General features: G+C 73.1%; 22 protein-coding genes. 6 read left to right on the forward strand and 16 right to left on the reverse strand.

The window, feature by feature from the left end; translation table 11 throughout:
- Window positions 1–40 precede the first annotated feature (40 nt).
- From ACZ6EM_RS23745 to ACZ6EM_RS23755, 3 genes are all read right to left on the reverse strand, one after another.
- On the reverse strand, window positions 41–400 hold the full coding sequence (locus ACZ6EM_RS23745; RefSeq protein WP_030060100.1) for an NADH-quinone oxidoreductase subunit A: 360 nt from the start codon (window positions 398–400) through the stop codon (window positions 41–43).
- Between the two features lie 747 nt (window positions 401–1,147).
- Window positions 1,148–1,849 carry a response regulator gene (locus ACZ6EM_RS23750; RefSeq protein ID WP_465773186.1) on the reverse strand — a complete coding sequence of 234 codons (702 nt, stop codon included), beginning with the start codon at window positions 1,847–1,849 and terminating at the stop codon, window positions 1,148–1,150.
- A 36-nt stretch (window positions 1,850–1,885) separates the two neighbouring features.
- Window positions 1,886–2,965 (reverse strand): sensor histidine kinase, encoded by a 1,080-nt coding sequence (locus tag ACZ6EM_RS23755; RefSeq protein ID WP_465773187.1) that lies wholly within the window; start codon window positions 2,963–2,965, stop codon window positions 1,886–1,888.
- A 202-nt stretch (window positions 2,966–3,167) separates the two neighbouring features.
- On the opposite strand from ACZ6EM_RS23755, the gene ACZ6EM_RS23760 reads away from it, so the two are divergent.
- A complete protein-coding gene (locus ACZ6EM_RS23760; RefSeq protein WP_465773188.1) occupies window positions 3,168–3,770 on the forward strand; it encodes a hypothetical protein in 603 nt (200 codons plus the stop codon).
- A 13-nt stretch (window positions 3,771–3,783) separates the two neighbouring features.
- Here ACZ6EM_RS23760 and ACZ6EM_RS23765 read toward each other — a convergent pair whose 3' ends face one another.
- Window positions 3,784–4,770 carry a DMT family transporter gene (locus tag ACZ6EM_RS23765; protein WP_465773189.1) on the reverse strand — a complete coding sequence of 329 codons (987 nt, stop codon included), beginning with the start codon at window positions 4,768–4,770 and terminating at the stop codon, window positions 3,784–3,786.
- A 303-nt stretch (window positions 4,771–5,073) separates the two neighbouring features.
- Here ACZ6EM_RS23765 and ACZ6EM_RS23770 point away from each other — a divergent pair, with 303 nt between their 5' ends.
- The 3 genes from ACZ6EM_RS23770 to ACZ6EM_RS23780 all read left to right on the forward strand — a co-directional run bounded on the left by ACZ6EM_RS23770 (window position 5,074) and on the right by ACZ6EM_RS23780 (window position 6,999).
- Window positions 5,074–5,733, forward strand: a complete 660-nt coding sequence (locus tag ACZ6EM_RS23770; protein WP_465773190.1) for a TetR/AcrR family transcriptional regulator — start codon at window positions 5,074–5,076, stop codon at window positions 5,731–5,733.
- 123 nt (window positions 5,734–5,856) lie between these two features.
- The gene (locus ACZ6EM_RS23775; protein WP_401047858.1) at window positions 5,857–6,522 is read left to right on the forward strand and encodes a peptidylprolyl isomerase; all 666 of its coding nucleotides are present in this window, start codon (window positions 5,857–5,859) and stop codon (window positions 6,520–6,522) included.
- A 120-nt stretch (window positions 6,523–6,642) separates the two neighbouring features.
- On the forward strand, window positions 6,643–6,999 hold the full coding sequence (locus ACZ6EM_RS23780; RefSeq protein ID WP_452179473.1) for a MazG-like family protein: 357 nt from the start codon (window positions 6,643–6,645) through the stop codon (window positions 6,997–6,999).
- 131 nt (window positions 7,000–7,130) lie between these two features.
- Here the strand turns inward: ACZ6EM_RS23780 and ACZ6EM_RS23785 are convergent, their stop codons facing one another.
- The 7 genes from ACZ6EM_RS23785 to ACZ6EM_RS23815 all read right to left on the reverse strand — a co-directional run bounded on the left by ACZ6EM_RS23785 (window position 7,131) and on the right by ACZ6EM_RS23815 (window position 15,618).
- Window positions 7,131–8,441 (reverse strand): geranylgeranyl reductase family protein, encoded by a 1,311-nt coding sequence (locus ACZ6EM_RS23785; RefSeq protein WP_359902234.1) that lies wholly within the window; start codon window positions 8,439–8,441, stop codon window positions 7,131–7,133.
- A gap of 212 nt (window positions 8,442–8,653) precedes the next feature.
- Window positions 8,654–9,349 (reverse strand): demethylmenaquinone methyltransferase, encoded by a 696-nt coding sequence (locus tag ACZ6EM_RS23790; RefSeq protein WP_359902232.1) that lies wholly within the window; start codon window positions 9,347–9,349, stop codon window positions 8,654–8,656.
- Window positions 9,350–9,514: 165 nt separating this feature from the next.
- Window positions 9,515–10,102, reverse strand: coding sequence for a hypothetical protein (locus tag ACZ6EM_RS23795; RefSeq protein WP_387691510.1), 588 nt, complete (start codon window positions 10,100–10,102; stop codon window positions 9,515–9,517).
- Window positions 10,103–10,352: 250 nt separating this feature from the next.
- Window positions 10,353–11,141, reverse strand: coding sequence for an amidohydrolase family protein (locus ACZ6EM_RS23800; protein ID WP_465773191.1), 789 nt, complete (start codon window positions 11,139–11,141; stop codon window positions 10,353–10,355).
- A gap of 138 nt (window positions 11,142–11,279) precedes the next feature.
- Window positions 11,280–12,500 carry a cyclic dehypoxanthinyl futalosine synthase gene (mqnC, locus tag ACZ6EM_RS23805; RefSeq protein ID WP_452179471.1) on the reverse strand — a complete coding sequence of 407 codons (1,221 nt, stop codon included), beginning with the start codon at window positions 12,498–12,500 and terminating at the stop codon, window positions 11,280–11,282.
- A 195-nt stretch (window positions 12,501–12,695) separates the two neighbouring features.
- On the reverse strand, window positions 12,696–14,462 hold the full coding sequence (locus ACZ6EM_RS23810) for a serine/threonine-protein kinase (RefSeq protein ID WP_465773192.1): 1,767 nt from the start codon (window positions 14,460–14,462) through the stop codon (window positions 12,696–12,698).
- A 223-nt stretch (window positions 14,463–14,685) separates the two neighbouring features.
- Entirely contained in the window at window positions 14,686–15,618 is a 933-nt protein-coding gene (locus ACZ6EM_RS23815) for a menaquinone biosynthetic enzyme MqnA/MqnD family protein (RefSeq protein WP_401053589.1), read from the reverse strand.
- 383 nt (window positions 15,619–16,001) lie between these two features.
- Between ACZ6EM_RS23815 and ACZ6EM_RS23820 the strand changes: the two genes are divergently transcribed.
- On the forward strand, window positions 16,002–16,205 hold the full coding sequence (locus ACZ6EM_RS23820; RefSeq protein ID WP_188301247.1) for a cold-shock protein: 204 nt from the start codon (window positions 16,002–16,004) through the stop codon (window positions 16,203–16,205).
- A 261-nt stretch (window positions 16,206–16,466) separates the two neighbouring features.
- On the opposite strand, the gene ACZ6EM_RS23825 is transcribed toward ACZ6EM_RS23820, so the two are convergent.
- On the reverse strand, window positions 16,467–17,813 hold the full coding sequence (locus tag ACZ6EM_RS23825) for a dicarboxylate/amino acid:cation symporter (protein ID WP_452179018.1): 1,347 nt from the start codon (window positions 17,811–17,813) through the stop codon (window positions 16,467–16,469).
- Between the two features lie 470 nt (window positions 17,814–18,283).
- On the opposite strand from ACZ6EM_RS23825, the gene ACZ6EM_RS23830 reads away from it, so the two are divergent.
- Window positions 18,284–19,492, forward strand: a complete 1,209-nt coding sequence (locus ACZ6EM_RS23830; RefSeq protein ID WP_401049426.1) for an MFS transporter — start codon at window positions 18,284–18,286, stop codon at window positions 19,490–19,492.
- A gap of 73 nt (window positions 19,493–19,565) precedes the next feature.
- On the opposite strand, the gene ACZ6EM_RS23835 is transcribed toward ACZ6EM_RS23830, so the two are convergent.
- The 4 genes from ACZ6EM_RS23835 to ACZ6EM_RS23850 all read right to left on the reverse strand — a co-directional run bounded on the left by ACZ6EM_RS23835 (window position 19,566) and on the right by ACZ6EM_RS23850 (window position 23,113).
- A complete protein-coding gene (locus tag ACZ6EM_RS23835; protein ID WP_465773193.1) occupies window positions 19,566–20,708 on the reverse strand; it encodes a LacI family DNA-binding transcriptional regulator in 1,143 nt (380 codons plus the stop codon).
- 29 nt (window positions 20,709–20,737) lie between these two features.
- Window positions 20,738–21,082: a DUF4229 domain-containing protein gene (locus ACZ6EM_RS23840; protein ID WP_401049423.1), complete on the reverse strand. Its 345-nt coding sequence runs from the start codon at window positions 21,080–21,082 to the stop codon at window positions 20,738–20,740.
- 110 nt (window positions 21,083–21,192) lie between these two features.
- Window positions 21,193–21,720 (reverse strand): GNAT family N-acetyltransferase, encoded by a 528-nt coding sequence (locus tag ACZ6EM_RS23845; RefSeq protein ID WP_452179020.1) that lies wholly within the window; start codon window positions 21,718–21,720, stop codon window positions 21,193–21,195.
- A gap of 76 nt (window positions 21,721–21,796) precedes the next feature.
- Window positions 21,797–23,113, reverse strand: a complete 1,317-nt coding sequence (locus ACZ6EM_RS23850) for an MFS transporter (protein WP_380538402.1) — start codon at window positions 23,111–23,113, stop codon at window positions 21,797–21,799.
- Window positions 23,114–23,129: the final 16 nt, after the last annotated feature.

Here is a 23,129-nt window from a genome sequence, read left to right on the forward strand (position 1 = left end):
ACGGGTGGGGTCGCCACCCCGCGCTCGGACCACCCCGCGCTCAGTCCCACTCCAGGCCGCCGCGCCGCCACACGTAGGCGTACGCGACGAAGACGGTGGCGATGAACAGGAGCATCTCGACCAGCCCGAAGATCCCCAGGGCGTCGAAGGTCACCGCCCAGGGGTAGAGGAAGACGATCTCGATGTCGAAGACGATGAAGAGCATCGCCGTCAGGTAGTACTTGATCGGGAACCGACCGCCGCCCACGGGCTGCGGGGTCGGCTCGATGCCGCACTCGTACGCCTCCAACTTGGCCCGGTTGTAGCGCTTGGGGCCGGTGAGTGAGGCCATCACGACGGAGCCGACCGCGAACGCCGCCGCGATGGCACCGAGTACGAGGATCGGCGCGTAGGCATTCATAGCCCCCGCTCCCTCCGTCCAGTCGTCCTTGACTGCAGATCGGAACCGGCGGGTCACACAGAGGTGAACCCGCGTTCCAGTTCCCGAGATCCACCTCATGTGAGGCAGTTCACAAAGCCTGGAACGAGCGCATCCTATGCCCGTCGGCTTGTGATCTGCGACACGCAGTTCACGGTCACCTTTGTGATCTACGACACCCTTCGAATGGGGTCGAATATGAACATGCCCAGATTTGTCGACGCAAAGCAGTCAAATGATCACAAGCAGTCGCATTTACCTGTGAAGCGGCAGGTCAGGGGCGTGTTCCTATATCAACTATGCGTCGACCTGAGCAAATTTCCAGGCGTCATGTTGACGTGTTATAGAGGCTCACTCGCAGGGGTGGCGGGGGTCCGAACGCTCGCTTGACCCTTCGTTCACAAGCGCGCGAGCTTGTCGTTGAACGGGGTTCCCCTGGCGCTCCCCCAGCCGCCCGATTCCTCCATCGGGCACCTTCACGTGCCTCCTCCGTGCCACCTCCGTGTCGCCTCCGTGCCGCCTCCGTGTCGCCTCGGACAGGCCCGCCTCGGCCCGGCATTTCGAGCGGGCCGAGGCGCGCAGACGGGGTGCCCGGTGCAGGCCCGCAGGGGGAGGCGCGCAAGGGGAGGCGTGCAGGGCAGGGCAGGGCGGGGCAGGCGGGGTGGGGCAGGCGGGGTGCGGACGGCCCCGGTCCCTCGCCTCCGGGCCCTCGCCCCGGGCTGGGGCCGGCTACTGGCGGCCGGCCGCCTGCTCCCAGATCCAGGCCGCGATGCCCACCCGGTTACGGGCTCCGATCTTGCGCTGGATGTTGGCGAGGTGGTTCTTCACCGTCCCCGGCGAGATGAACAGCCCCGCGCCGATCTCGGCGTTGGTCGCGCCGTCTGCCACCAGCTCGGCGATCTCCCTTTCCCTCGTGGTCAGTTCCTCCGTCGGGCCGGCTGTCGACTGCGGAGCCACCGCGGCCGCCTTGGCGCCGCCCCGCCCGGGCACCGGATCCGCACCCGGGAGTGCCATGTGCCGCAGGAGCCGGACGGTGATCTGCGGGCTGATCAACGCATCCCCCGCCATCGCCGCCCGGACCGCCTCGATCAGCAGCACCGGCCCCGACCGCTTCAGCAGGAATCCGGCCGCCCCGTGCCGCAGTGCCGTGTGCACGTACTCGTCCAGGTCGAAGGTGGTCACCACGATCACCTTGCACTGGTCGGCCAACTGCCGCGTGACCTCCAGACCGTCGAGCTTCGGCATCCGGATGTCCGCGAGCACCACATCCGGCCGCAGCCTCCTGGCCTCCTGCACCGCAGCGGCACCGTCTGCCGCCTCCGCCACCACCACCATGTCCGGCTGAACGTCCAGGATCATCCGGAACGCACTGCGCACGTCCGCCTGGTCGTCCGCGATCAGAATCCGAATCGGCCCTGTGCCGCTGCCCATCTCCGTACCTCCCCGCTACCCGTCCCGCCTCGGCTCCTACGAACCCGTCGGCCCCGCACCGGCCACCTCCAGTGGCAGCACCGCCGTCACCCGCCAGGCCTCCCGCTCGTGCGGGCCGGCTTCCAGCGAACCTCCGAGGGCCTCGACCCGGGCCGCCAAGCCCGGCAGGCCGCTGCCGCCGCCCCGGCGCGGCCGCCCTGCCGGGCCCGGGGCCCGACCGTCGTTGGTCACCGTCAGTTCCAGCCGTCCGCCGCTGCGGCGGGCCCGGATCTCGATCTCCCGCGCGGCCGGAGCATGCCGCCGGACATTGGTCAGGGACTCGACCACGATCCGGTGGACGGTGCCCTCCACCTCGCGCGGCACCGGCTCCTCCGGCAGCTCCAGACGGACCTCGGCTCCACCCGTCGCGGTGAACCGCTCGGCCACCTCGGCAAGTTCGGCGAGTCCGGGCTGCGGACCGCGGCCTCCGCCCTCCTCGCTGCGCAGCAGCTGTACCGTCCGGTCCAGCGAGGCCAGCGCCCGTTGCCCGGCCTGCTCTATTCGCTGGAACATCTCCGCCGCCCGGGCCGGATCGATCCCGGCCAGGTAGGCACCCGCCTGGGCCTGGGCGACCATGCCGCTGACATCGTGCGCCACGAAGTCGTGCAGGTCGTGGGCCAGCTCCAGCCGCTGCGCCCGCCTGGCCTCGGCCACTGCCTTGTTGCGCACCTCGTCCAGGCCCCGCAGGTAGAGCCCGATCAGCACGGCCGGCAGGGAGAGCATCGATCCGAACCCGAAGAGCGTGAGCGTGTCCGCGGGCCCCTCGATGAACACGAACCGGGACGGCCAGAGGGCGACCGCTCCGCAGGCCGTCCAGGCGGCCGCTGCACACCACGGGCCGTCCTCGGCGCGCAGGCCGACGACCACCGACAGCAGCAGGACGGCCAGCTCCACCAGGCCCAACAGCCCGGCCCAGCGCTGCCCCTCCACCCAGCGGCCGAGGAACCAGACGGCGGCCGTGACCGCGACCGACGCAGCCCCGAGCGCCATGGTCGCGGCCGCCGCCCCGTACCGCCGCCGCACCGACCAGGCGGTCGGCACCAGGACCAGGACGACCCCGGACAGGATCTGAGTCATCGTCACCACCTTCCTCGACTCCTCGACTGCCGTCACATTACGACGCCGCCCATGCGCCGCGCCTGTGCCGATCGGCATATTTCAAAGGCGGGTTGAGCAGGAGGAACAGCCCGATCGGCATCTGCCGCGAACCCCTGGCGGGGCTCCAGTCTTGAGTCGTCGCACCGGCCACGGAGGCCGGAGCCGAAGGGAGTCCACCACCATGTCGAAGCTCGTGATCAACGCCCGCGGCACCGCCCACCGGGCCGCGGCGGACACCCCGGATGTCCCGGACGTCCCGGACGTCCCGGACGTCCCGCCCGCGCCGCGCTGGGCCCGGCTCGCCGCCAAGGCCGCCGTCCTGACCACCGTCCCCTCGGGGCTGTGGCGGATCGCCTTCGGCTTCGGCGTCCCGGTCGGCTTCAGCGGCGCGACGCTCGCCGCGTACGCCGAGCACCAACCGGGTTGGGGCACGCTCTACTGCGTGGCGCTGAGCGCCCTGGCCGAGTCGCTGGCCTTCCTGACCCTGGGCCTGGTCCGGCCCTGGGGGCTGGTGGCGCCCCGGTGGATACCGCTGCTGGGCGGCCGACGGGTCCGGCCACTCGCCGCGATCGTCCCGGCCTTGCTGGGCTCGGTGATCCTCACCTCCCTCGGTACGACCGCGCTCCTCGGCGGTTGGGCCCGCAACCTGGCCGAACCGGATTCTCCGCACGGGCTGGCCGGCGTGGTGATGACGCTCGCCTACCTGCCCCTGGTCGCCTGGGGCCCGCTGCTCGGTGCGGTCACCCTCGACTACGCCCGCCGGACGCTGTGGCGGCACCGGTGACGAGGGCGGCCGGTCACACCTGGGCCGGCTCCGCGCTCGGCCCCACCGCATCCCTCCCGCTCGCGCCCTCGCCCTCGTTCCGGATCAGGGCCGGCGCGGGGGCCGTGCGCCGGCCCCACTCCGTCGCGACCAGCACCAGGGCTCCGCCGAGCAGGGCGAGCGGGCCCATTCGGTTCCCGGCCAGGGTGATCCCGAAGACGGCGGCCCACAACGGCTCGGTGCCGAGCAACAGGCTCACCCGCGAGGGCGACGTGGCCCGCACGGCCCACATCTGGACGAAGAAGGCGAACAGAGTGCAGAACAAGGACAGATGCAGCAGCCAGGCCCACTGGCCGGCTCCGTACGAACGGGCGACCGTCCACGGCGCAGGGCCGACCGACAGCGCGACGACGGAGAACACGCCGGTGGCCACGGCGAGTTGGACCCAGGTGACGGCGAGCATGTCGGTGTCGCGGACGGCTCGGGTGCGGGCCATCGCGAGGACGTACGCCGAGCGGACGAGGGCGGCGCCCAGCACCAGCAGATCTCCGAGCGTCGGAGGGCGCAGCCCGCCGTCGCCGGTGAGCAGGGCGACACCGAGGACGGCCAGCCCGGCGGCCGCGAGGAAGGCCTTCGGTGGTGCGGTCCGGCCGAGGGCGCTCTCGCCGAGCGGGGTGAGCACCATGGCGAGGCTGATGATCAGTCCGGCGTTGGTCGCGGAGGTGTGCACGGCTCCGTAGGTCTCCAGCAGGAAGATCCCGCTGAGCACCAGCCCCAGTGCGGCACCGCCGAGCCACTCGGCACGGCTCAGCCTCCGCAGGGCGCGCCAGGCGACCATCCCGAGCAGCGGCAGCACCAGCCCGAACCGCAGCACGAGCATCGCCACGACCGTCCCGGGCTCGGCCACGCGCTGGACGGCGAGGAAGCTCGATCCCCACACCACGGCCACGAGCAGGACCGGAAGATCACGAAGGACCGACGAGGACGAACCCTCGGGCAGGTCGGACAAGGAGGCTGACATGCGAAAGATCCCTCCGAACGGACGGAACCGGCGGGCGCGAGTACCGTACGGCGTCGGACGGACCCAAAGGGCCGGGCGGAGAGCCCGGCGGTGGACGAGGTGGAGCGTGGAGCAAAGGTGCGCCATCCTCGCGCACCAAACCGCCGATGATCAATGCCCTGCGCGGGCACCGATGGGTCGGGCGACGAGCAGGTGGCCGCGGCGGGCGGGCAGGCTCTGCTCGTAATGCAACTTGAGTCGCATTACGATGAGCACGGCGCGACCGTCACGCCACAGCAATCCCTGACGCGACCGGAGTCGACTTTGACTGAGGCCACCCACCCCGCGCCGGAACCCCGCACCCCCACCCCGCGCCCGGGCGGCCGCAGCGCCCGGGTCCGAGCGGAAGTGGTCGCCGCGACGCTCGCCGAAGTCACCGAGAAGGGGTACGACGGCCTCACCGTCGAGGCGGTCGCCACCCGCTCCGGCGCCCACAAGGCGACCCTCTACCGACGCTGGGGCGGAGTGGACGGCCTGGTCGCCGACGCCCTGACCGCCTCCGCCGACCAACCCTGGCCCCTGCCCGACACCGGAGACCTCCAGCAGGACCTCCGCCGGATCACCCAGGAGGTGTTCAGCGTCTTCACCGACCCGGTGCTCGGCCCCACACCGATAGCGCTGATCTCCGCCGCCCAGCGCTCGGACGCCGGCGCGGCCGCCCTCCGCGCCTTCTTCGCGGCCCGGCACCGCCAGGCCGCCGAGGTGGCCGAACGGGCCGTCGCCCGGGGCGAGCTCCCCTCGGGGACGGACGGTGCCGAGGTGGTCCGGGCCGCCACCGCACCGCTCTACTACCGCCTGTTCGTCTCCGGCGAGCCCCTGGACGCCCGCACCGCCGAGCGGGCCGCCGACGCCGCCGCCCTGGCCGCGAGCGCCGGGCTCTTCACGACCACCGCGACCACCACGACCACCACGGAACAGAACTGACAAACCGTCACACCACTGCCGCCCGAGCAGCCACGGCCGCCCCAACCCCTACCGCATCCCCATCCGGCCGTGGATGATGCACGCATGACAACCCCGCCGTCCACTCCCCGGAAGGTCCGTCACGTGAAGCGCACGCACTGGGCGCTGGTCGCCGCCGCCACCGTCCTCCCGCTCGTGGCGAGCACCGGCACCGCCGTCGCGGACGCCCCCGCGGCCGGCACCCCCACCGCCGGCTGCACCTACACACCGGCCGTCCCGGCCGACAACTTCAAGGGCATCCCGGTGTTCGACGCCAAGAAGGCGGCGAAGCCCTACCGCGCGACACTGCGGACCAGCCAGGGCCAGATCACCTTCGAGGCGCTGACCGACAAGGCGCCCTGCACCACCTTCTCGTTCCGGTTCCTCGCCGAGCACGACTACTTCGACCGCAGCCACTGCCACCGCCTCACCACCCAGCGGATCTACGTCCTCCAGTGCGGCGACCCGACCGGCACGGGCAGCGGCGGTCCGGGCTACTCCTTCCCGGACGAGAACCTGACCGGCGCCACCTACCCGGCCGGAACCGTGGCCATGGCCAACGCCGGCCCGAACACCAACGGCAGCCAGTTCTTCTTCGTCTGGAAGGACACCAAGCTCTCCCCCGCCTACACGCCCTTCGGCCGGATCACCGCCGGACTGGACGTGCTCCAGAAGATCGCCGCCGGCGGCGAGGACGACCAGAACAACCCGGGCGACGGCTTCCCCACGCTCCCGGTGAACATCCGCAACGTGAAGATCAACGCCCGCTGACCGGGCGGGCCGGACAGCCCCGGCCCGCCACCCGCCACCCGCCATCCCCCGCTCCCCGCTCCCCGCTCCCGTACGGTGGCAGCACCAACGACACCGCAACGGGAGCAGGAGCAGCACCGCATGGACAGCCGGATCTGGGAGAGCGTCGACCACTTGGTCGCATGGCTGGACGAGCAGAGCACGCAGTCGCCCCAGGAGGAGCGACTGTTGCGGATCCTCAAGCTCTCCGAGGAGATCGGCGAGGTCGGTGCGGCGGTGGTCGGTGCCACCGGCCAGAACCCGCGCAAGGGGGTCACCCACACCTGGGAGGACGTCCAGCACGAGCTCTGCGACGTCGTCTTCTCCGCCCTCGTCGCCCTGAGGACCCTCACCCCCGACGCGGCCCGGGTCTTCGCCGAGCGCCTCGCCTACGTCGAACAGCGCTCCACCGCCTCCCGGCGGGCACCGGAGGAACCCCCGGCGGTCGATGAGGCATAGGCGACGCCCCCGTCAGAGGCGCGCCGTCCCCTCGGGTCAGGCCTCCTCCTGGCCCGGACGGGCCAGACACCCGACCGAACCGGGCGCCGAACAGGACCGGGCGCCCGACCGGGTCGGGCACCCGATCCGGGTCAGGCGTTCGGCGCGACCCTGGCGAGACCGTTGATCACGCGGTCCATCGCGTCGCCGCCCTGCGGGTCGGTGAGGTTCGCGAGCAGCTTGAGGGTGAAGCGCATCAGCATCGGGTGGGTGAGGCCGCGCTGGGTGGCGATCTGCATCACCTTGGGGTTGCCGATGAGCTTCACGAAGGCGCGACCCAGCGTGTAGTAGCCGCCGTACACGTCCTTGAGGATGCGCGGGTAGGCCTGGAGGGCGCGCTCGCGGCCGCCGTCGGTGACCCGGGCGAGGGCCTGCACGATGACCCCGGCGGCGATCTGGCCGGATTCCATCGCGTAGGCGATGCCCTCGCCGTTGAAGGGATTGACCATGCCGCCCGCATCGCCGACCAGCAGCAGGCCGCGGGTGTAGTGCGGCTGCCGGTTGAAGGCCATCGGCAGTGCGGCGCCGCGGATCGGCTCGGTCATGTTCTCGGGGGTGTAGCCCCACTCCTCCGGCATGCCGGCGCACCAGGCCTTGAGCACCTCGCGCCAGTCCAGCTCGCCGAAGGCCGGCGAGGAGTTGAGGATGCCGAGGCCGACGTTGGAGGTGCCGTCGCCCATGCCGAAGACCCAGCCGTACCCGGGCAGCAGCTTGCGCTCGCTGCCGCGGGTGTCCCACAGCTCCAGCCAGGACTCCAGGTAGTCGTCGTCGTGGCGCGGCGAGGTGAAGTAGGTGCGGTAGGCGACGCCCATCGGGCGGTCCTCGCGCCGGTGCAGACCCATGGCGAGGGAGAGCCGGGTGGAGTTGCCGTCGGCGGCGACCACCAGCGGGGCCCGGAAGGTGACCGGTCGCTTCTCGTCGCCGAGCTTGGCGGTGACGCCGACGATCCGGCCGGTGCGCTCGTCCAGGACCGGCCCGCTGACGTTGCAGCGCTCGTAGAGCCGCGCGCCGGCCTTCTCGGCCTGACGGGCGAGCAGCTCGTCGAAGTCGGCGCGCTTGCGCACCAGGCCGTAGTCGGGGAAGGAGGACAGCTCGGGCCAGTCCAGCTCCAGCCGGACACCGCCGCCGATGATGCGCAGGCCCTTGTTGTGCAGCCAGCCGTTCTCGGTGGAGACGTCGATGCCCATGTCCACCAGCTGCTTGGTGGCACGCGGGGTCAGGCCGTCGCCGCACACCTTCTCGCGCGGGAAGGCGGTCTTCTCCAGCAGCAGCACGTCCAGCCCGGCCTGGGCCAGGTAGTACGCGGTGGTGGAGCCGGCCGGGCCCGCGCCGACCACGATGACGTCGGCCGTGCTCTCCACGGGGCTGTCCGGCTTCGTCAGATCGGCTGCGGTCTCGGACACGTGGACACACTCCTGGAACTGCGGCTGGGGGACGGCGGCTCTGTCTCCGGCAGTCTAGTTCCGCTCACGTCACCGGATGCGCCCCCGCCCCCGACCGCCGGACCCGAGCCGCGGGCCCGCGCCGTACCGATCGAGCCGCGGCACCCGAAGCCGTGACACCCGGGCCCGGGGCCCGCGCCCGGATCGGCCGGGGCCGGATCGGCCGAGCCCGGCTACGCGATCTTGTAGGCCCGGTGCAGCGCGACGATCCCACCGGTCAGGTTCCGCCAGGCGACCTTCGACCAGCCGTTGTCCTGGAGCCTGGTGGCCAGCCCGGGCTGGTCCGGCCAGGCCCGGATGGACTCGGCGAGGTAGACGTACGCGTCCGGGTTGCTGCTGACGGCGGTGGCCACCGGCGGCAGCGCGCGCATCAGGTACTCGGTGTAGACCGTCCGGAACGGCGTCCAGGTCGGGGTGGAGAACTCGCAGATCACCAGCTTGCCGCCGGGCTTGGTGACCCGCAGCATCTCGCGCAGCCCCGCGTCGGTGTCCTGGACGTTGCGCAGCGCGAAGGAGATCGTCACCGAGTCGAAGGTGTCGTCCGCGAACGGCAGCCGGGTGGCGTCGCCGGCGGTGAGCGCCAGCTCGGGGTGGCGGCGCTTGCCCTCGGCGAGCATGCCGACCGAGAAGTCGCACGGGACGACCTCGGCCCCGGCCTCGGCGAAGGGCAGTGAGGAGGTGCCGGTGCCGGCCCCGAGGTCGAGCACGAGGTCCCCCGGCCCGGCGGCCACCGTCTCGGCCACCGCCCGACGCCAGGCACGGGCCTGGCCGAGGGAGAGCACGTCGTTGGTGCGGTCGTACTTGGCCGCGACGTCGTCGAACATGGCGGCGACTTCGTGCGGCTGCTTGTCCAGAGAGGCTCGGGTCACGCCCCCATTGTTCACCCTCGCACGGACGCCCCGACCAACGGGGCACACCGACCCGGACCCGAACCCGGAGTCGAACCCGGCCGAACCCCGGCCCGCGCCCGCGGGCCCGGGGCCGACCGCCGGGCCCGCGGCCGGACCCGGCCCACCCGTACCGGGCTCGGCCGGTCAGTGCTGAGCGCGCCGCCCGCCCGCGCGGCGCCGCCGACGCGACCGCTTGCCGTGCGTTATCGCGGGCATCCCGTCCGCCAGCGCCCCCGTCGCCAGCGCGAGGTTGGCGGCCAGCTTCCCCTGCCCGCCGCGGAGCGCGAGGGCCTTGTGATGCCGTCGGATGCGCAGCACGCAGATCACGAAGAGCACGACGGCCACCGGCACGCTGAACCGGGCCAGGCCCACGCCGACGGGCTGCGGGTAGGTGTCGCCGCAGATCCGCACCGCGCCCGGGTCGTCGGCGGCGTGTTCCAGGCAGATCCTGTCGCCGAGCCTGGCGCTGTCCGAGAGCGGCAGCGCGGCCGCGGTGTGCGGCTCCCCGCCGGCCCGGTAGCTGACGGCACTGTAGGTGCCGCCGCCGGTCGGGAGCTGGGTGACGACCCCCTCGACTCTCACCGGGTGCGCCTCGATCCGGTCGGCCTGGTCGGCCTGGCGCCAACCGAGCAGGCACATGCCGACGGCCAGCACGGCGCTGAGCACGGCGGCGAGGTACCAACCACGGCCCATCCGCGGGGTGCGCGGCGGGGGAACGGTCGCGGTTTGCATGGTTCCTGTCCTGGCTTGCCTTCGGGGCCGGGGACACGGCCCCGCCGCCCGCGGGCGCGGGCAGTGGTGTGGTGAGGGTACGGAGTGAGCTGTCCGGGATCGTATCCGCTGGCGGGCCCTCAGGTCACGATGAAGGGACAATCACTCTCCGGCACCGGCACCGGAGTTCGGGTGCACACGAAGGAAGTCCCGTTCGCCACAAGGAAATCCGGCTACTGGCGAGTACGTCACACCCGCCGTGACGACCGTCTCACCGTCGGCGGTACACCAACCGCCCGCCCAGCACCGTGGCCAGGCACCCACCCGCCGCCGGCTCCGCGCCCGCCGCCGCGCCCGCACCCGTACCCGCGCCCACGTCCGCGCCCGACACGGCTTCCGCGCCCCCGTCCCCGATCCCGCCCCCCGCGACCGCGAACACCGCGAAGTCCGCCCGCCGCCCGGCCGCCACCCGCCCGTACACGGCCTCCGCGAGCGGCAGGACGGCCAGCGGGTCCAGCGACCCCGCGCCTTCGTCGCCCGGCCCTCCTGACGAACCGGCAGGACCGGCAGGACCGGCCGGACCAGTAGGACCTGCAGAAGCAGCAGAACCGGCGGAAGCGGACGCCCCGGGCAGTCCCACGACCCCCGACCGCGCCACCGCCGTCCGCACCGAGGCCCGTTCGAAGGGCCCGGCCACCGCCGTCACGCCGTACCCGAGCATCCGCTGCAGTCCCCGCCGTGCGCTGGCCCCGCACCGCGCCTCGTCCGTGGACCCGGCCAGCCCGTCCGCCACCGGCTCGACGCCGACCTCCTCCCGCGGATCGGGGTGGTACGCCCGTTCGAGCAGTCGGTGTCCGTACGGATTGCGCAGCCCGGGGGTGAGCACGGCCGCGCCCCAGTCCCGTACCCGCGCGCCCGGGTGGGCGGCCGCCAGCTCCCCGTACGGCCCGACCGCCTCCACCAGCTCGCCACGCACCACCACCGCCCCGTCGGCGATGGACGGGGCGGTGGGATCGGCCGGGTCGGGCAGCACGAACGCCGCCCGGTGCAGAGTCAGCACAACAGCGCCTTCGACTTCGACAGCAACGCCGGCGGCAATGCCAACGCCAGCGGAAACGGCAACGGCAACAGGGACAGGGACACCGGCATCAACGACACCGGCACGGGAAGGGCCAGGAGGAGAGGAGGAGAAGGGGACTCAGTTGTCCAGGATCTTCAGCTCGGGGTGCGCGGTGCCGCCCTCGATCGCCGTGGAGGCGATGTGCGAGGCGACGCGCGGGTCGACCGGGTCATTGGCCGGGTCGTCCAGCACCCGCAGGTGCTCGTAGGTGGTCGAGCGCTGCGCCGGGACGCGGTCGGCGGCCCGGATGAGGTGGATCAGCTCGGTGAGGTTGGAGCGGTGCTTGGCACCCGCCGCCGAGACGACGTTCTCCTCCAGCATGACGGACCCGAGGTCGTCCGCACCGTAGTGCAGCGACAGCTGGCCGGCCTCCTTGCCGGTGGTGAGCCAGGAGCCCTGGATGTGGGCGACGTTGTCGAGGAACAGGCGGGCGATCGCGATCATCCGCAGGTACTCGAAGACGGTGGCCTGGGTCGAGCCCTTCAGGTGGTTGTTCTGCGGCTGGTAGGTGTACGGGATGAAGGCCCGGAAGCCGCCGGTGCGGTCCTGCACGTCGCGGATCATCCGCAGGTGCTCGATCCGCTCGGCGTTGGTCTCGCCGGTGCCCATCAGCATGGTGGAGGTGGACTCCACGCCGAGGCCGTGGGCGATCTCCATGATCTCCAGCCAGCGCTCGCCGGACTCCTTCAGCGGGGCGATCGCCTTGCGCGGCCGCTCCGGCAGCAGCTCGGCGCCGGCGCCGGCGAAGGAGTCCAGGCCGGCCTTGTGGATCCGGGTGATGGCCTCCTCGACGGAGACGCCCGAGATCCGCGCCATGTGCTCGACCTCGGAGGCGCCCAGCGAGTGGATCACCAGCTCCGGGAAGTCGGCCTTGATCGCCGAGAACGCCCGCTCGTAGTACTCCACGCCGTAGTCCGGGTGGTGGCCGCCCTGGAACATGATCTGGGTGCCGCCGAGCTCGACCGTCTCGGCGCAGCGGCGCAGGATCTCGTCGAGCTCGCGGGACCAGCCCTTGTCGCTCTTCGGCGGCACGTAGAAGGCGCAGAACTTGCACGCCGTCACGCAGACGTTGGTGTAGTTGATGTTGCGCTCGATGATGTACGTCGCGATGTGCTCGGTACCCGCGTAGCGACGGCGGCGCACCGCGTCGGCGGCGGAGCCGAGCGCGTGCAGCGGCGCCGAGCGGTAGAGCTCCAGCGCCTCCTCCGGGGTGATCCGGTCACCGGCGGTGGCGCGGTCGAGCACGGCCTTCAGGTCGGTGCTGGACGCATCGAGGGTGGTCGCTGCGAGCTCGGTCACCTGGCGGCCTTCTCTCTCTCAAGTGCTACTCGGGTACGGCCGAACCAGCCTACGCCAGCACATTCCGCCGCCCGCGTCAGCCCGCTGAACTGCGCACGGGCCGCCCCGGGCCGCGTCCGGGCCACCCCTGTACCGCGACCGGAACACGATCGGACCGCGACCGGACCATGCCCCGGCCCGTCCCCGCCGCAACCCTCAGCCGTCGGCCCCGCCAGCCCCGCCAGCCCCGTCGGCCCTGCGCATCGTGCCGGCCGGGTTCCCGGCCGGCGGGTCGGCGGAGGCGAAACGGATCGTCCCGTCGGACTGCAGGGTGAGCGTCTCCGCGTTGGAGCCGCCGGTGCAGGCGCCGGGGATCGAGGAACGGACCAGTCGGGACTGGAACACCAGCTTGGTGGCGGAGGCCGACTTGAGGGTCCAGGCGCCCTCGCAGCTGATCGAGAGCAGCCCGGAGACGGCGTTGCGGCTGGTGGTGCTCTCCTGACCGATCGCCGCCGGACGGACGGTGAGCGTGGTGGTCCCGCCGGGCAGCCCCTTGTCGGTGACCATGTCCCCGCTCCAGGTGCCCAGGAAGGCGGCGGGCACCACGCTCGGCCCGCCCGTCCCGGGCGGCACCGCACCCGGGGCGGACGCCGTCGCGCTTCCCGGAGCGCCGGAGGCCGAGGTGGACCCGGAGGTGACGACGCCGCTCGGCGGGACGGCCCGGCCCGGGTCGGCGGACGCCTCCGGCAGCGGCGCCGCCGTGGGGCCCGACACCGCCGGTTCGGCCCGGTGCAGCCACCCGTACAGCCCGTACCCACCGCCCCCGAGCAGCACGAGCACCGCCGCGACCGCCGCCGCGTTCCGCGCCCGCCGCGGCCGCGCCCCCTTCGCGATCCCGTCCCGGACGGCCCCGCTCAGCGGCGGGTGCTCCCCCGCGCCCTGCGGCCCGCCCGCGGACACGAAGGTCGGTGTCCGCACCGCCCTGGCCGAGGCACCGGAGGCACCCGCGTCCGCGCCCACCCCGTCCGGAGCCGCTTCCCCCGTCTCCCCCTGCTCCCCCGGCTCCCCCATCTCCCCGTCCAGGTCCAGGTCCAGCAGTTCCACCGCGCTGCGTCCCACCCCCGCCGCCAGTTCCCCCGGCAGCCAGCCGCCCTGCGCCAGCCGGGCGGCGGCCGTACCGTCCGGGTCCAGCCGGGCGCGCAGCTGCCGCGGGGTGGGCCGGGCGGCCGGGTCCTTGGCCAGGCAGCCGAGGACGATCCCGCGCAGCGGCTCGGGCAGCCCGGCCACGTCCGGCTCCTCGTGCAGCACCCGGTAGAGCAGCACGGCCGCGCTGACCCCTTCGCCGAAGGGGTGGACGCCGGTGGCGGCGAAGGCGAGGACGGCGCCGAGCGAGAAGACGTCCCCGGCCGGCCCGACCGCCTGCCCGTTCGCCTGCTCGGGTGACATGAAGCCGGGCGACCCGACCACGTAACCGGAACGGGTGAGGCCGCCCGCGGCGTCCAGGGCCCGGGCGATCCCGAAGTCGATCAGCCGCGGTCCGTCCAGGGTGAGCAGCACGTTGGACGGTTTGACGTCCCGGTGCACCAGGCCGAGTCCGTGGACGTGGGCCAGGGCCTCGGCGAGCCCGACGCCGAGCGAGCGCACGGCCGGCTCGGGCAGCGGCCCGTACGTCCGGACGGCGTCGCCGAGCGCGGGGCCCGCCACGTAGCCGGTGGCGACCCAGGGGCGGGCGCCCTCGGTGTAGGCGTCCAGCACGGGCGCGGTCCAGGCGCCGCCGACCCGCCGGGCGGCGGCGACCTCCTGACGGAAGCGGGCGCGGAACTCGGCGTCGTCGGTGAGCTCCGACCGCACCACCTTGACGGCGACGGTGCGCCCGCCGGCCGTCCGGCCGAGGTAGACCCGGCCCATTCCGCCCGAGCCGAGCCGCCGCAGCAGCCGGTAGCCGCCCACCCGGCGCGGATCGTCCGACCCCAGTGCCCGCATCCCGCACGCTCCCCTCGCCCTCGCACGCGCGCTCCGCCGACCGCCCACCGGACGCGCCTCGGGTGCAGACCGTACCGGGCCGGGCGGTGCTCCGCCCGGCCCTCGGGCCTGTCTTCACCCTTCCGCCCGCGCGGCGGCGCCGGTCGTACGAAGACGGGCAGGGGCCCGCGAACAGGTGCGGGAACCCCGCAGCCGGACGGCGCCCCTACATCCCCTACCTCCCCTACATCCCCTGCTGCATCCCCAGCGGCAACGCCGCCGGCTCCAGCAGCCGCACCGCGACGTCGGGGGCGAACCCGCTGTCGTGCGCGACCCGCCGGGCGAACTCCGTGACGCCGGCCAGCTGCCGCTCGCCGAGCGAGAAGTCGAGCGCCTCGCTGAAGTACCGCTCCAGCACGTCCGCCCCGAAGGCCTCCCAGCGGGCGGCCTGTTCGGCGACCTTGCCGGCCTCCACCAGCGACAGGTCGCGGGACTCCAGGAAGGCCCGGTGCACCGCGGCGGTCAGTTCCGGGGCGCGCTCGGCGAACTCGCGCCGCACCGCCCAGACCGCGAAGACGAAGGGCAGTCCGGTCCACTCCTTCCACATCTCGCCGAGGTCGTGGACGGTCAGCCCGAGGTCGGCGGCCTGCCCGAGGTAGGCGCGCAGGGCCGGGTCGCCGATCAGGACGGCGGCGTCGGCCTCGGCGAGCATCGCGCTGAGGTCCGGTGGGCAGCTGAAGTAGTCCGGGCGCACGCCCTCGCGCTCCTCCAGGAGCAGCCGGGCGAGCCGTACGGAGGTGCGGCTGGTGGAGCCGAGGGCGACCCGGCGGCCGTCGAGGTCGGCGAGCGGCACCTTGCTCACGATCAGGCAGGACATCACCGGGCCGTCGCTGCCGACCGCGATGTCCGGCAGGACCAGCAGGTCGTCCGCGTTGCGCAGGTACTCCACGCAGGTGATCGGGCCGATGTCCAGGGTGCCGTCGACGAGCTGGTCGCTCAGCTTCTCCGGGGTGTCCTTGGTGAGGTCCAGATCGAGCAGGTTCCCGGTCCTGGCGAGTCCCCAGTAGAGGGGTACGCAGTTCAGGAACTGAATGTGGCCGACCCGGGGCCTGACCGGTGTGTTCTCCTGGGGCTCCCGCGTCCGCGCGTCCGGTGTCCGTGCCTCCGGTGCTGCCACTGCGCCGCTCCCTTGCTGTTCGTGCCTCCCCGCAGCGTATGCCTGCTGTTCGCGGCGGCTCGCACCGGCCGTCCGACACGCCCTCACGCGCCGTCGACGCGGCGTCGACGCTCCTTTCCACGCCCACTCCGGGCCTTACGACACGCGCCTTCCACGCCGCAAGTGACCTCTGGTCGTCACAGCGGCCGCATGCTAGCGTTGCCCTCAGTTGCAGTTTGATTCCCCTTGCAGTACTTGAAGCCTGCGGAGCATGTAACCGCAGGCTTTTTGTAGTTTTTCAGCAATATCGAAAAATTTCGGACACGTCCGGAGGCAGGGCGATCAGCGCAGCGGACCGGGTGTCACACGGTGTGGCCCCCGACACGCATCGCAAGGAGAACGGCATGGCTCAGGGAACCGTCAAGTGGTTCAACGCTGAGAAGGGCTTCGGCTTCATCGCCCAGGATGGCGGCGGCCCCGACGTCTTCGTTCACTACTCCGCCATCAACGCGAACGGCTTCCGTTCGCTGGAGGAGAACCAGACGGTCACCTTCGACGTCACCCAGGGCCCGAAGGGCCCGCAGGCGGAGAACGTCACCGCTGTCTGACCATCCTCTGATGTTCTGATCGCTCGGGACCCGTACGGGTCCGCCGGCGGCTCCCGACAGCCGCCACCATGAGCACAAGAGCAGTACCCAAGGGGGCCCGCCGGTCGGCGGGCCCCCTGCCTTTTCGAAAGCCCGTCCCGGAGTGGAAGTTCGGGCACGGAGCGAAGGAATGCGGAAAGGGCCCTCTCCCGTCACCGGGAGAGGGCCCTTTCCGTCATGCCGGTCGAACGTCCCCTCTGGCGTTCGACCGCACGTTCCGCCTCAGGCCGCGACCGGGGCCGCGCCGCCCTGGCCTGCGGCGACGGCCGGCTCCGGGGCCTCGTCGTACAGGTCCCCGGACGGGTTGTTGTACGCGGCGACGTCCAGGATCTTCTCCCGGGCGGCGACCACGATCGGCACGACGACCTGGCCGGCGACGTTGGTCGCGGTGCGCATCATGTCCAGGATCGGGTCGATGGCGAGCAGCAGGCCGACGCCCTCCAGCGGCAGGCCCAGCGTGGACAGGGTCAGCGTCAGCATGATGATCGCGCCGGTGAGGCCCGCGGTGGCGGCCGAGCCGACCACCGAGACGAAGGCGATCAGGATGTAGTCCTTGATGCCCAGCTCGATGTTGAAGACCTGGGCGACGAAGATCGCGGCGACGGCCGGGTAGATCGAGGCGCAGCCGTCCATCTTGGTGGTGGCGCCGAACGGCACGGAGAAGGACGCGTACTCGCTCGGGACGCCGAGGCGCTCGGTGACGCGGCGGGTGACCGGCAGGGTGCCGACCGAGGAGCGGGAGACGAAGGCCAGCTGGATCGCGGGCCAGGCGCCCTTGAAGAAGTGCAGCGGGTTGAGCCCGGCGGCGAAGCGCAGCACCAGCGAGTAGACGACGAACAGCACCAGCGCGCAGCCGAGGTAGATGTCCAGGGTCAGCGTGGCGAAGGGCTTCAGCAGGTCCCAGCCATACTTGGCGACGGACTTGCCGATCAGGCCGAGGGTGCCGAGCGGGGAGAGCCGGATGACCCACCAGAGCGCGGTCTGGGTCAGCTCCAGCACGGACTCGCTGAGCTTGAGGACCGGCTCGGCCTTGGCGCCGAGCTTGAGGATCGCCGCGCCGACCACGACCGCCAGGAAGACGATCTGGAGCACGTTCACCTTGGTGAAGGAGTCGACGATGTTGGTCGGGAAGATCCCGGTCAGGAAGTCGATCCAGGTGCCCTTGGAGTCGAGCGCCTTGAGGCCCTCGGTCTTCAGGTTGGTGCCCTCGCCCGGGTTGGTCAGCAGACCCAGGCCGATGCCGATGCCGACCGAGATCAGCGAGGTGATCATGAACCAGAGCAGCGTGCGGGTGGCCAGGCGGGCCGCGTTGGTGACGTTGCGCAGGTTGGCGACGCTCACCACGATCGCGGTGAACACCAGCGGCGGGACGGCCAGCTTGAGCAGCTGGACGAAGATCTTGCCGATGGTCTCCAGGGTGGTGGCCAGCCAGGAGATGTCGGCGGCGCGGGCCAGGTAGCCGAGGCCGACGCCGAGCACGAGGCCGGCGACGATCTGCACCCAGAAGGGCGTCTTGCGGATGCGGGCGAGCACGGACGGCGACGAGGTCGCCTCGGGCGCTGTGGACATGGGGGAGCGTCTCCGGGGGAGGGCGTTGCTGACGGTGAGGTGGGGGCGGAGCGGGCGGCACGGCGCGGGGCCGGACGGGAGGGGTCGGGCCCCCGGTCAGGGGCGTGCCGCCGCGGTACAGCTCAGGGCAGCACAGCGCATGGCGCGACAACGGCGCGGGCTGTCCACAGCACCGGTCAGAGCACACGGGCGGGCGGCGCCGGGCAGGGGGCCCGGGCCGTGCATCCGCAGTGCGTCTGAGGCTGTCATGGCCGATACGTTAGCAGTAAAGGTTTGAGATGTTCAAAGTACTTGTTTGAGGTCACGCAGCGCGCACGCCGCCCGAGGCCCGCCACCGGCCCGGACTCCGGACACGAACGAAGCTGACGCCCCATCAGGCCTACTCGGCGGCCCGATTGACCGCTGAGCAGTTATACGTATAACTTTGACGACGTCCCTGCCCCTGCCTGCCCACCCGGAGAGGACGGCCGATGGGCTACCTCGCCCTGCTCCGTGCCCCGCACGTCACCCGTCTGCTGCTCGGCACCCTGCTCGGCCGCCTGCCCGCCGGCATGACCGCCCTCGTCATCGCCCTCGCCCTGCGCGACGCCGGGGTGACGTACGGCCGGGTCGGACTGGCCACCTCCGCCTACGCGATCGCCGCCGCCGTCGGCGGCCCGGTGCTCGGCCGGATCGTGGACCGCACCGGACAGCCGCGCGTCCTGCTCGCCTCCGCCGTGGTGGCCGGCGGCGGGTACGCGCTGCTCGCCCTCGCCCCCGGCTCCGCGCTCGGTGCGCCGATCGGGGCCGCGATCGCCGGCCTCGCCATGCCCCCGCTGGAGCCCTGCCTGCGCTCGCTCTGGCCGGACGTGGTCGAGGAGAAGCAGCTCGACACCGCGTACGCCTTCGACTCGGCCGCCCAGCAGATCCTCTACGTGGCCGGCCCGCTGGCCGTCGCCACCATCTCCGGGCTGTTCAGCCCGGTCGCCGCACTCTGGGTGGCCGCCGGGCTCGGACTGGCCGGCGCGCTGATCGTCGCCACCGCCGGGCCCGCCCGGGCCTGGCGCGCCCCGGCGCAGGAACGGTCCGCCGGACTGCTCGGGCCGCTGCGCTCCCCCGGACTGGTGCTGCTGCTGGTCGGACTGGCCGGGGCCGGCTGGGCGGTCGGCGCGCAGAACGTGCTGTTCATCGCCTACGCCGAACAGCACGTCGGTACGCTGCCCGGCGGCGGAGGCACCCTGCTGGCACTGGCGGCGCTCGGCGGCCTGCTCGGCGCGCTCGCCTACGGCGCGGTCACCTGGCGCCGGACCACGGCCACCCGCACCTGGGTGATGGCCCTCGCGATGGCCGCCTCCTACCTGCCGCTGGTCACCCTGCCCGGGCCGTACCCGATGGCCGCGCTGGCCTTCCTCTCCGGGGTCATGCTGGCCCCGCTGCTGGCGGCGGCGTTCGTCCTGGTCGCCGAACTGGCGCCGACCGGCACCGTCACCGAGGCCTTCGCCTGGCTGGTGACGCTGTTCGCCACCGGCAACTCGCTCGGCTACGCCGTCTCCGGCAAGCTCGCCGAGGACTCGCTGCGCCCGGTGGCGCTGTGCGCGGTGGGCGGGATCGCACTCGGCGGGCTGGTGCTGTTCGGCGCCCGGCGCTGGTTCCACCCGGTGCCGCTCGCCCCGGCCGCCCGGCCCGTCCCGGTGGGCTGACCCACCCCCACGAACGACTGCGCCCGCCGGTGGTCTGGCCGACGGGCGCAGTCCTGTCACCGGTGACGGACCGTCACCGCCAGGTCGGGGCCGTACCGGCCGGCGCCGTGGAGGAGCGCAGCACCAGCGAGGTGGCCAGCGGCGCGACCGGCGCCACCCGCTCCCCGCGCAGCAGGGCCGCCAGCGCGGCCGCGCCCGCCCGGCCCAGCTCCTCGCCCGGCAGGTCGACGGTGGTCAGCGGCGGGGCGAGCAGCGCGGCCACCGCGACGTTGTCCATGCCGACCACCGACAGGTCCTCCGGCACCCGCAGCCCCCGTTCGGCGGCGGCCTGGTAGACCCCGGAGGCGACCACGTCGTCGTCGCAGATCACCGCCCGCGGCCGGTCCGTCCGCTCCAGCAGCCGGCCCGCGACGGTCCGCGCGGCCCGGTGGCCGTCGTTCAGACTCACACCCAACTCCACGACGTCCAGGTCGAGTTCACGGACGGCCTGCTCGAAGGCGGCCTGCCGGACCCGGAAGGTGTAGGCGGAGTGGCTGGAGCGCAGCCGGCCGATCCGGCGGTGGCCGAGCGCGGCCAGGTGCTCGACCGCGGCACGCATCCCGCCGGCCACGTCGAGCTCGACGGTCGGACGCGCCCGGTCGGTGCCGGGGTCGGCGTCCAGGAAGACGGCGGGGGTGTCGACGGGCAGCTCACCGAGCTGGCTGTCGTCCGGGGAGCAGATCAGCAGGCCGTCGAAGCGGCCGGCGGTGGCGGCCTCGGCCAGGGTGGCGCTGCCCCAGCCGGAGCTGACCACGACGGCCAGGCCGTTGCGGCCGGCCTCCTCGTGGACGCCCTCCAGCACCCGGCCGAAGAACGGACCCTGGAGGTTCGGCACGGCCAGCAGGATCATCCCGCTGCGGCCGAGCCGCAGCTGGCGCCCGGCCGCCTGCGGGCGGTAGCCGAGGCTGCGGGCGGCCTCCCGGACCCGCTCCCGGGTGGCCTCGGAGACCCGTCGGCCGGCCTCGGCGCCGGAGAAGACCAGGGAGACGGTGGCCTGGGAGACCCCGGCGAGCCGCGCCACGTCCCGCCCGGTGGGGCGGCGGACGGGGGCCGGCCAGGTGCCGAGCGCCCCCTCGGAGGGCGGTTGCCCGGCGGACGCCGCCTCGACGGACGCCCCCTCGGAGGACGGTTGCCCGGCGGACGGCTCGGACGGCTCGGAGTCTCGGGTGGCGGGCACGGCGGCTGCGCTCCGGGGCCGGGCCCGGGTCAGTTCTGGCCGGCGGTGGCCGAGCGGGCGGCGTCGTCGGCGGCGTCCTCCTCGGCGTTCTGCGCGGCGATCCGGTCGGCGGTACGGCTGCGCATCCCGGAGACCTTGCCGCTGATCTGCGCGGACATCTCGTCGCGCTGCCTGCTCAGCAGCGCGTAGCTGAGCGGCGCGGAGGCGACCGCGGCCAGCAGGAACAGGAAGATCATGCCGGCCTCACCGCTGACCGGGATGACGCCGAAGTGCCCGAGCAGCAGGGCCACCAGCAGGCAGCCGAGGAAGATGCTGACCCGCAGCGAGGTGTAGCGGAGCGTGGCGTGCGACTTCTCCGGGCCGTTGCTGGTCACTCGACACGTCCTTCTTCGTTGCGCTGGGGCGGGTTCTCCAGTCAAGCATGCCTGACGGCCGGAGCGGGGCACGGGGCACCCGATCCGGCCCCCGGCCCGGCGGGCGGTCGTCAGCGCAGGTCGAGCCAGAGGGTGATGTCGTCCCGGTCGTCCCCGGGGGCGACCCGGATCGCGGCCGGCACCCGGCCGACCTCCCGGTAGCCGCTGCGGGCGTAGAACCGCTCCAGCCCGAGGCCGCCGCGCGCGGTGAGCCGCAGCGACTCCAGGCCCCACTCCCGGGCCGTCCGCTCGGCCTCGGCGAGCAGTCGGGCGCCGTGGCCCAGGCCCTGGAAGTCGGGGTGCACCATGACCCGCTTGAGCATCCGCCAGTGCTCCATGAGGTCGAAGCGCATCGACTCGAAGAACAGCACGCCGACCAGTCGGCCCGTCGCGCTCTCGTGCGCGACGAGCAACCGGTCCGGGCCGTCCGGTCCGACCCCGGCGAACTGGCGCTCGGCGGTGTCCCGGACCTCCTCCTCGGTGACCGGCGCCACGAAGCCGACCGCCCCGCCGGCGTTGGTGACGTCGGCCCACAGCCGGACGACGGCCGTCCTCAGATCGGGGTCGAGCTCGGGGTCCAGGGTGAAGGTGAGCGCCATGGAGCGGAGCCTAGACCTCCGGTACGACGGTCCTACCGGGAGGGCCGGCGCCGCCCCCGGGCGCGCGGACCGCCCGTCACGGGAGGGCCGGCACCGCCCGATCGGCCCGCCCCCCGCGCAGCGCCAGGCAGAGCCCGACCGCGACCGCGCACAGCGCGCCGGCGCCGTACCAGGTGAGGTCGTAGTTGCCGAGGGCGTCACGGGCCAGGCCGGCCAGTCCGGCGACGACGGCCGCGCCGATCTGGTGGGCGGCGAGCACCCAGCCGAAGACGATCGGGGCGTCCTCGCCGAAGTGCCGGCGGCACAGCGCGACGGTCGGCGGCACGGTGGCCACCCAGTCCAGGCCGTAGAAGATCACGAAGGCGAGGATCGGCGGCTGGAGCGATCCGGCCAGCAGTTGCGGCAGCAGGAGCAGGGACAGGCCGCGCAGCCCGTAGTAGACCGTCAGCAGCACCCGGGAGTCGACCCGGTCGGTGAGCCAGCCGCTGAAGACGGTGCCGAGCACGTCGAACACGCCGATCAGCGCGAGCAGGCTCGCGGCGGTGGTGACCGGCATGCCGTGGTCGTGCGCGGCCGGGATGAAGTGGGTGCCGACCAGGCCGGCGGTGGTGGCGCCGCAGATCGCGAAGGAGCCGGCCAGCAGCCAGAACGCCCGGACGCGCGCGGCGTTCCGCAGCACCCGCAGCGAGCGGGCCAGGGCTCGGCCGTCGGTGACCGTCGCGGCCGGGGCCTCGGTCGCACCGTACGGGAGCAGGCCGAGGTCGGCGGGGCGCTCGCGCATCAGCAGCAGCACCGGGACGGCGACGGCGCTGGCGGCGAGCGAGACCACGACCACGGCCGAACGCCAGCCGTGCTGCTCGACCAGCCAGGCGCCGATCGGCAGGAAGACCAGGTTCCCCGCCGCTCCGGCGGCCGTCAGCACCCCGGTGACCAGGCCCTGGCGGGCCCGGAACCAGCGCCCGGTGATGGTGGTGGCGAAGGCTCCGGCCATCGAGCCGCTGCCGAGGCCGACCAGCACGCCCCAGCAGAGCACCAGTTGCCAGGGCTCGCGCATCAGCATGGTCAGCCCGGAGCCGACCGAGATGGTCAGCAGCGCGCAGACCACCACCAGGCGCACCCCGAACCGGTCCATCAGGGCGGCGGCGAAGGGGGCGGTGAGGCCGTAGAGCGTCAGGTTGACGGAGGTGGCGCTGGAGATCGTCCCGAGCGACCAGCCGAACTCGTTGTGCAGGGCGTCCATCATCAGGCTCGGCGTGGAGCGGAAGCCGGCCGAGCCGAGCAGGACGAGCAGGGAGACGCCGGCCACCACCCAGGCGTAGTGCACCCGGGGGCGCTTGGCCGGGTCGGGCGGTTCGGAGCGGGATGCGGGGGCGAGGGCGCTGCGTTCGGTCACGCGAACGAGTGTTCCG

Source organism: Kitasatospora sp. NPDC041917, assembly GCF_055589745.1.

Bases quoted from the DNA above. Each gene is read 5' to 3' on its own strand.
- ACZ6EM_RS23745 (WP_030060100.1), bottom strand. From the start codon at position 400: ATGAATGCCTACGCGCCGATCCTCGTACTCGGTGCCATCGCGGCGGCG.
- ACZ6EM_RS23750 (WP_465773186.1), bottom strand. From the start codon at position 1,849: ATGGGCAGCGGCACAGGGCCGATTCGGATTCTGATCGCGGACGACCAG.
- ACZ6EM_RS23755 (WP_465773187.1), bottom strand. From the start codon at position 2,965: ATGACTCAGATCCTGTCCGGGGTCGTCCTGGTCCTGGTGCCGACCGCC.
- ACZ6EM_RS23760 (WP_465773188.1), top strand. From the start codon at position 3,168: ATGTCGAAGCTCGTGATCAACGCCCGCGGCACCGCCCACCGGGCCGCG.
- ACZ6EM_RS23765 (WP_465773189.1), bottom strand. From the start codon at position 4,770: ATGTCAGCCTCCTTGTCCGACCTGCCCGAGGGTTCGTCCTCGTCGGTC.
- ACZ6EM_RS23780 (WP_452179473.1), top strand. From the start codon at position 6,643: ATGGACAGCCGGATCTGGGAGAGCGTCGACCACTTGGTCGCATGGCTG.
- ACZ6EM_RS23795 (WP_387691510.1), bottom strand. From the start codon at position 10,102: ATGCAAACCGCGACCGTTCCCCCGCCGCGCACCCCGCGGATGGGCCGT.
- ACZ6EM_RS23810 (WP_465773192.1), bottom strand. From the start codon at position 14,462: ATGCGGGCACTGGGGTCGGACGATCCGCGCCGGGTGGGCGGCTACCGG.
- ACZ6EM_RS23820 (WP_188301247.1), top strand. From the start codon at position 16,002: ATGGCTCAGGGAACCGTCAAGTGGTTCAACGCTGAGAAGGGCTTCGGC.
- ACZ6EM_RS23825 (WP_452179018.1), bottom strand. From the start codon at position 17,813: ATGTCCACAGCGCCCGAGGCGACCTCGTCGCCGTCCGTGCTCGCCCGC.
- ACZ6EM_RS23830 (WP_401049426.1), top strand. From the start codon at position 18,284: ATGGGCTACCTCGCCCTGCTCCGTGCCCCGCACGTCACCCGTCTGCTG.
- ACZ6EM_RS23845 (WP_452179020.1), bottom strand. From the start codon at position 21,720: ATGGCGCTCACCTTCACCCTGGACCCCGAGCTCGACCCCGATCTGAGG.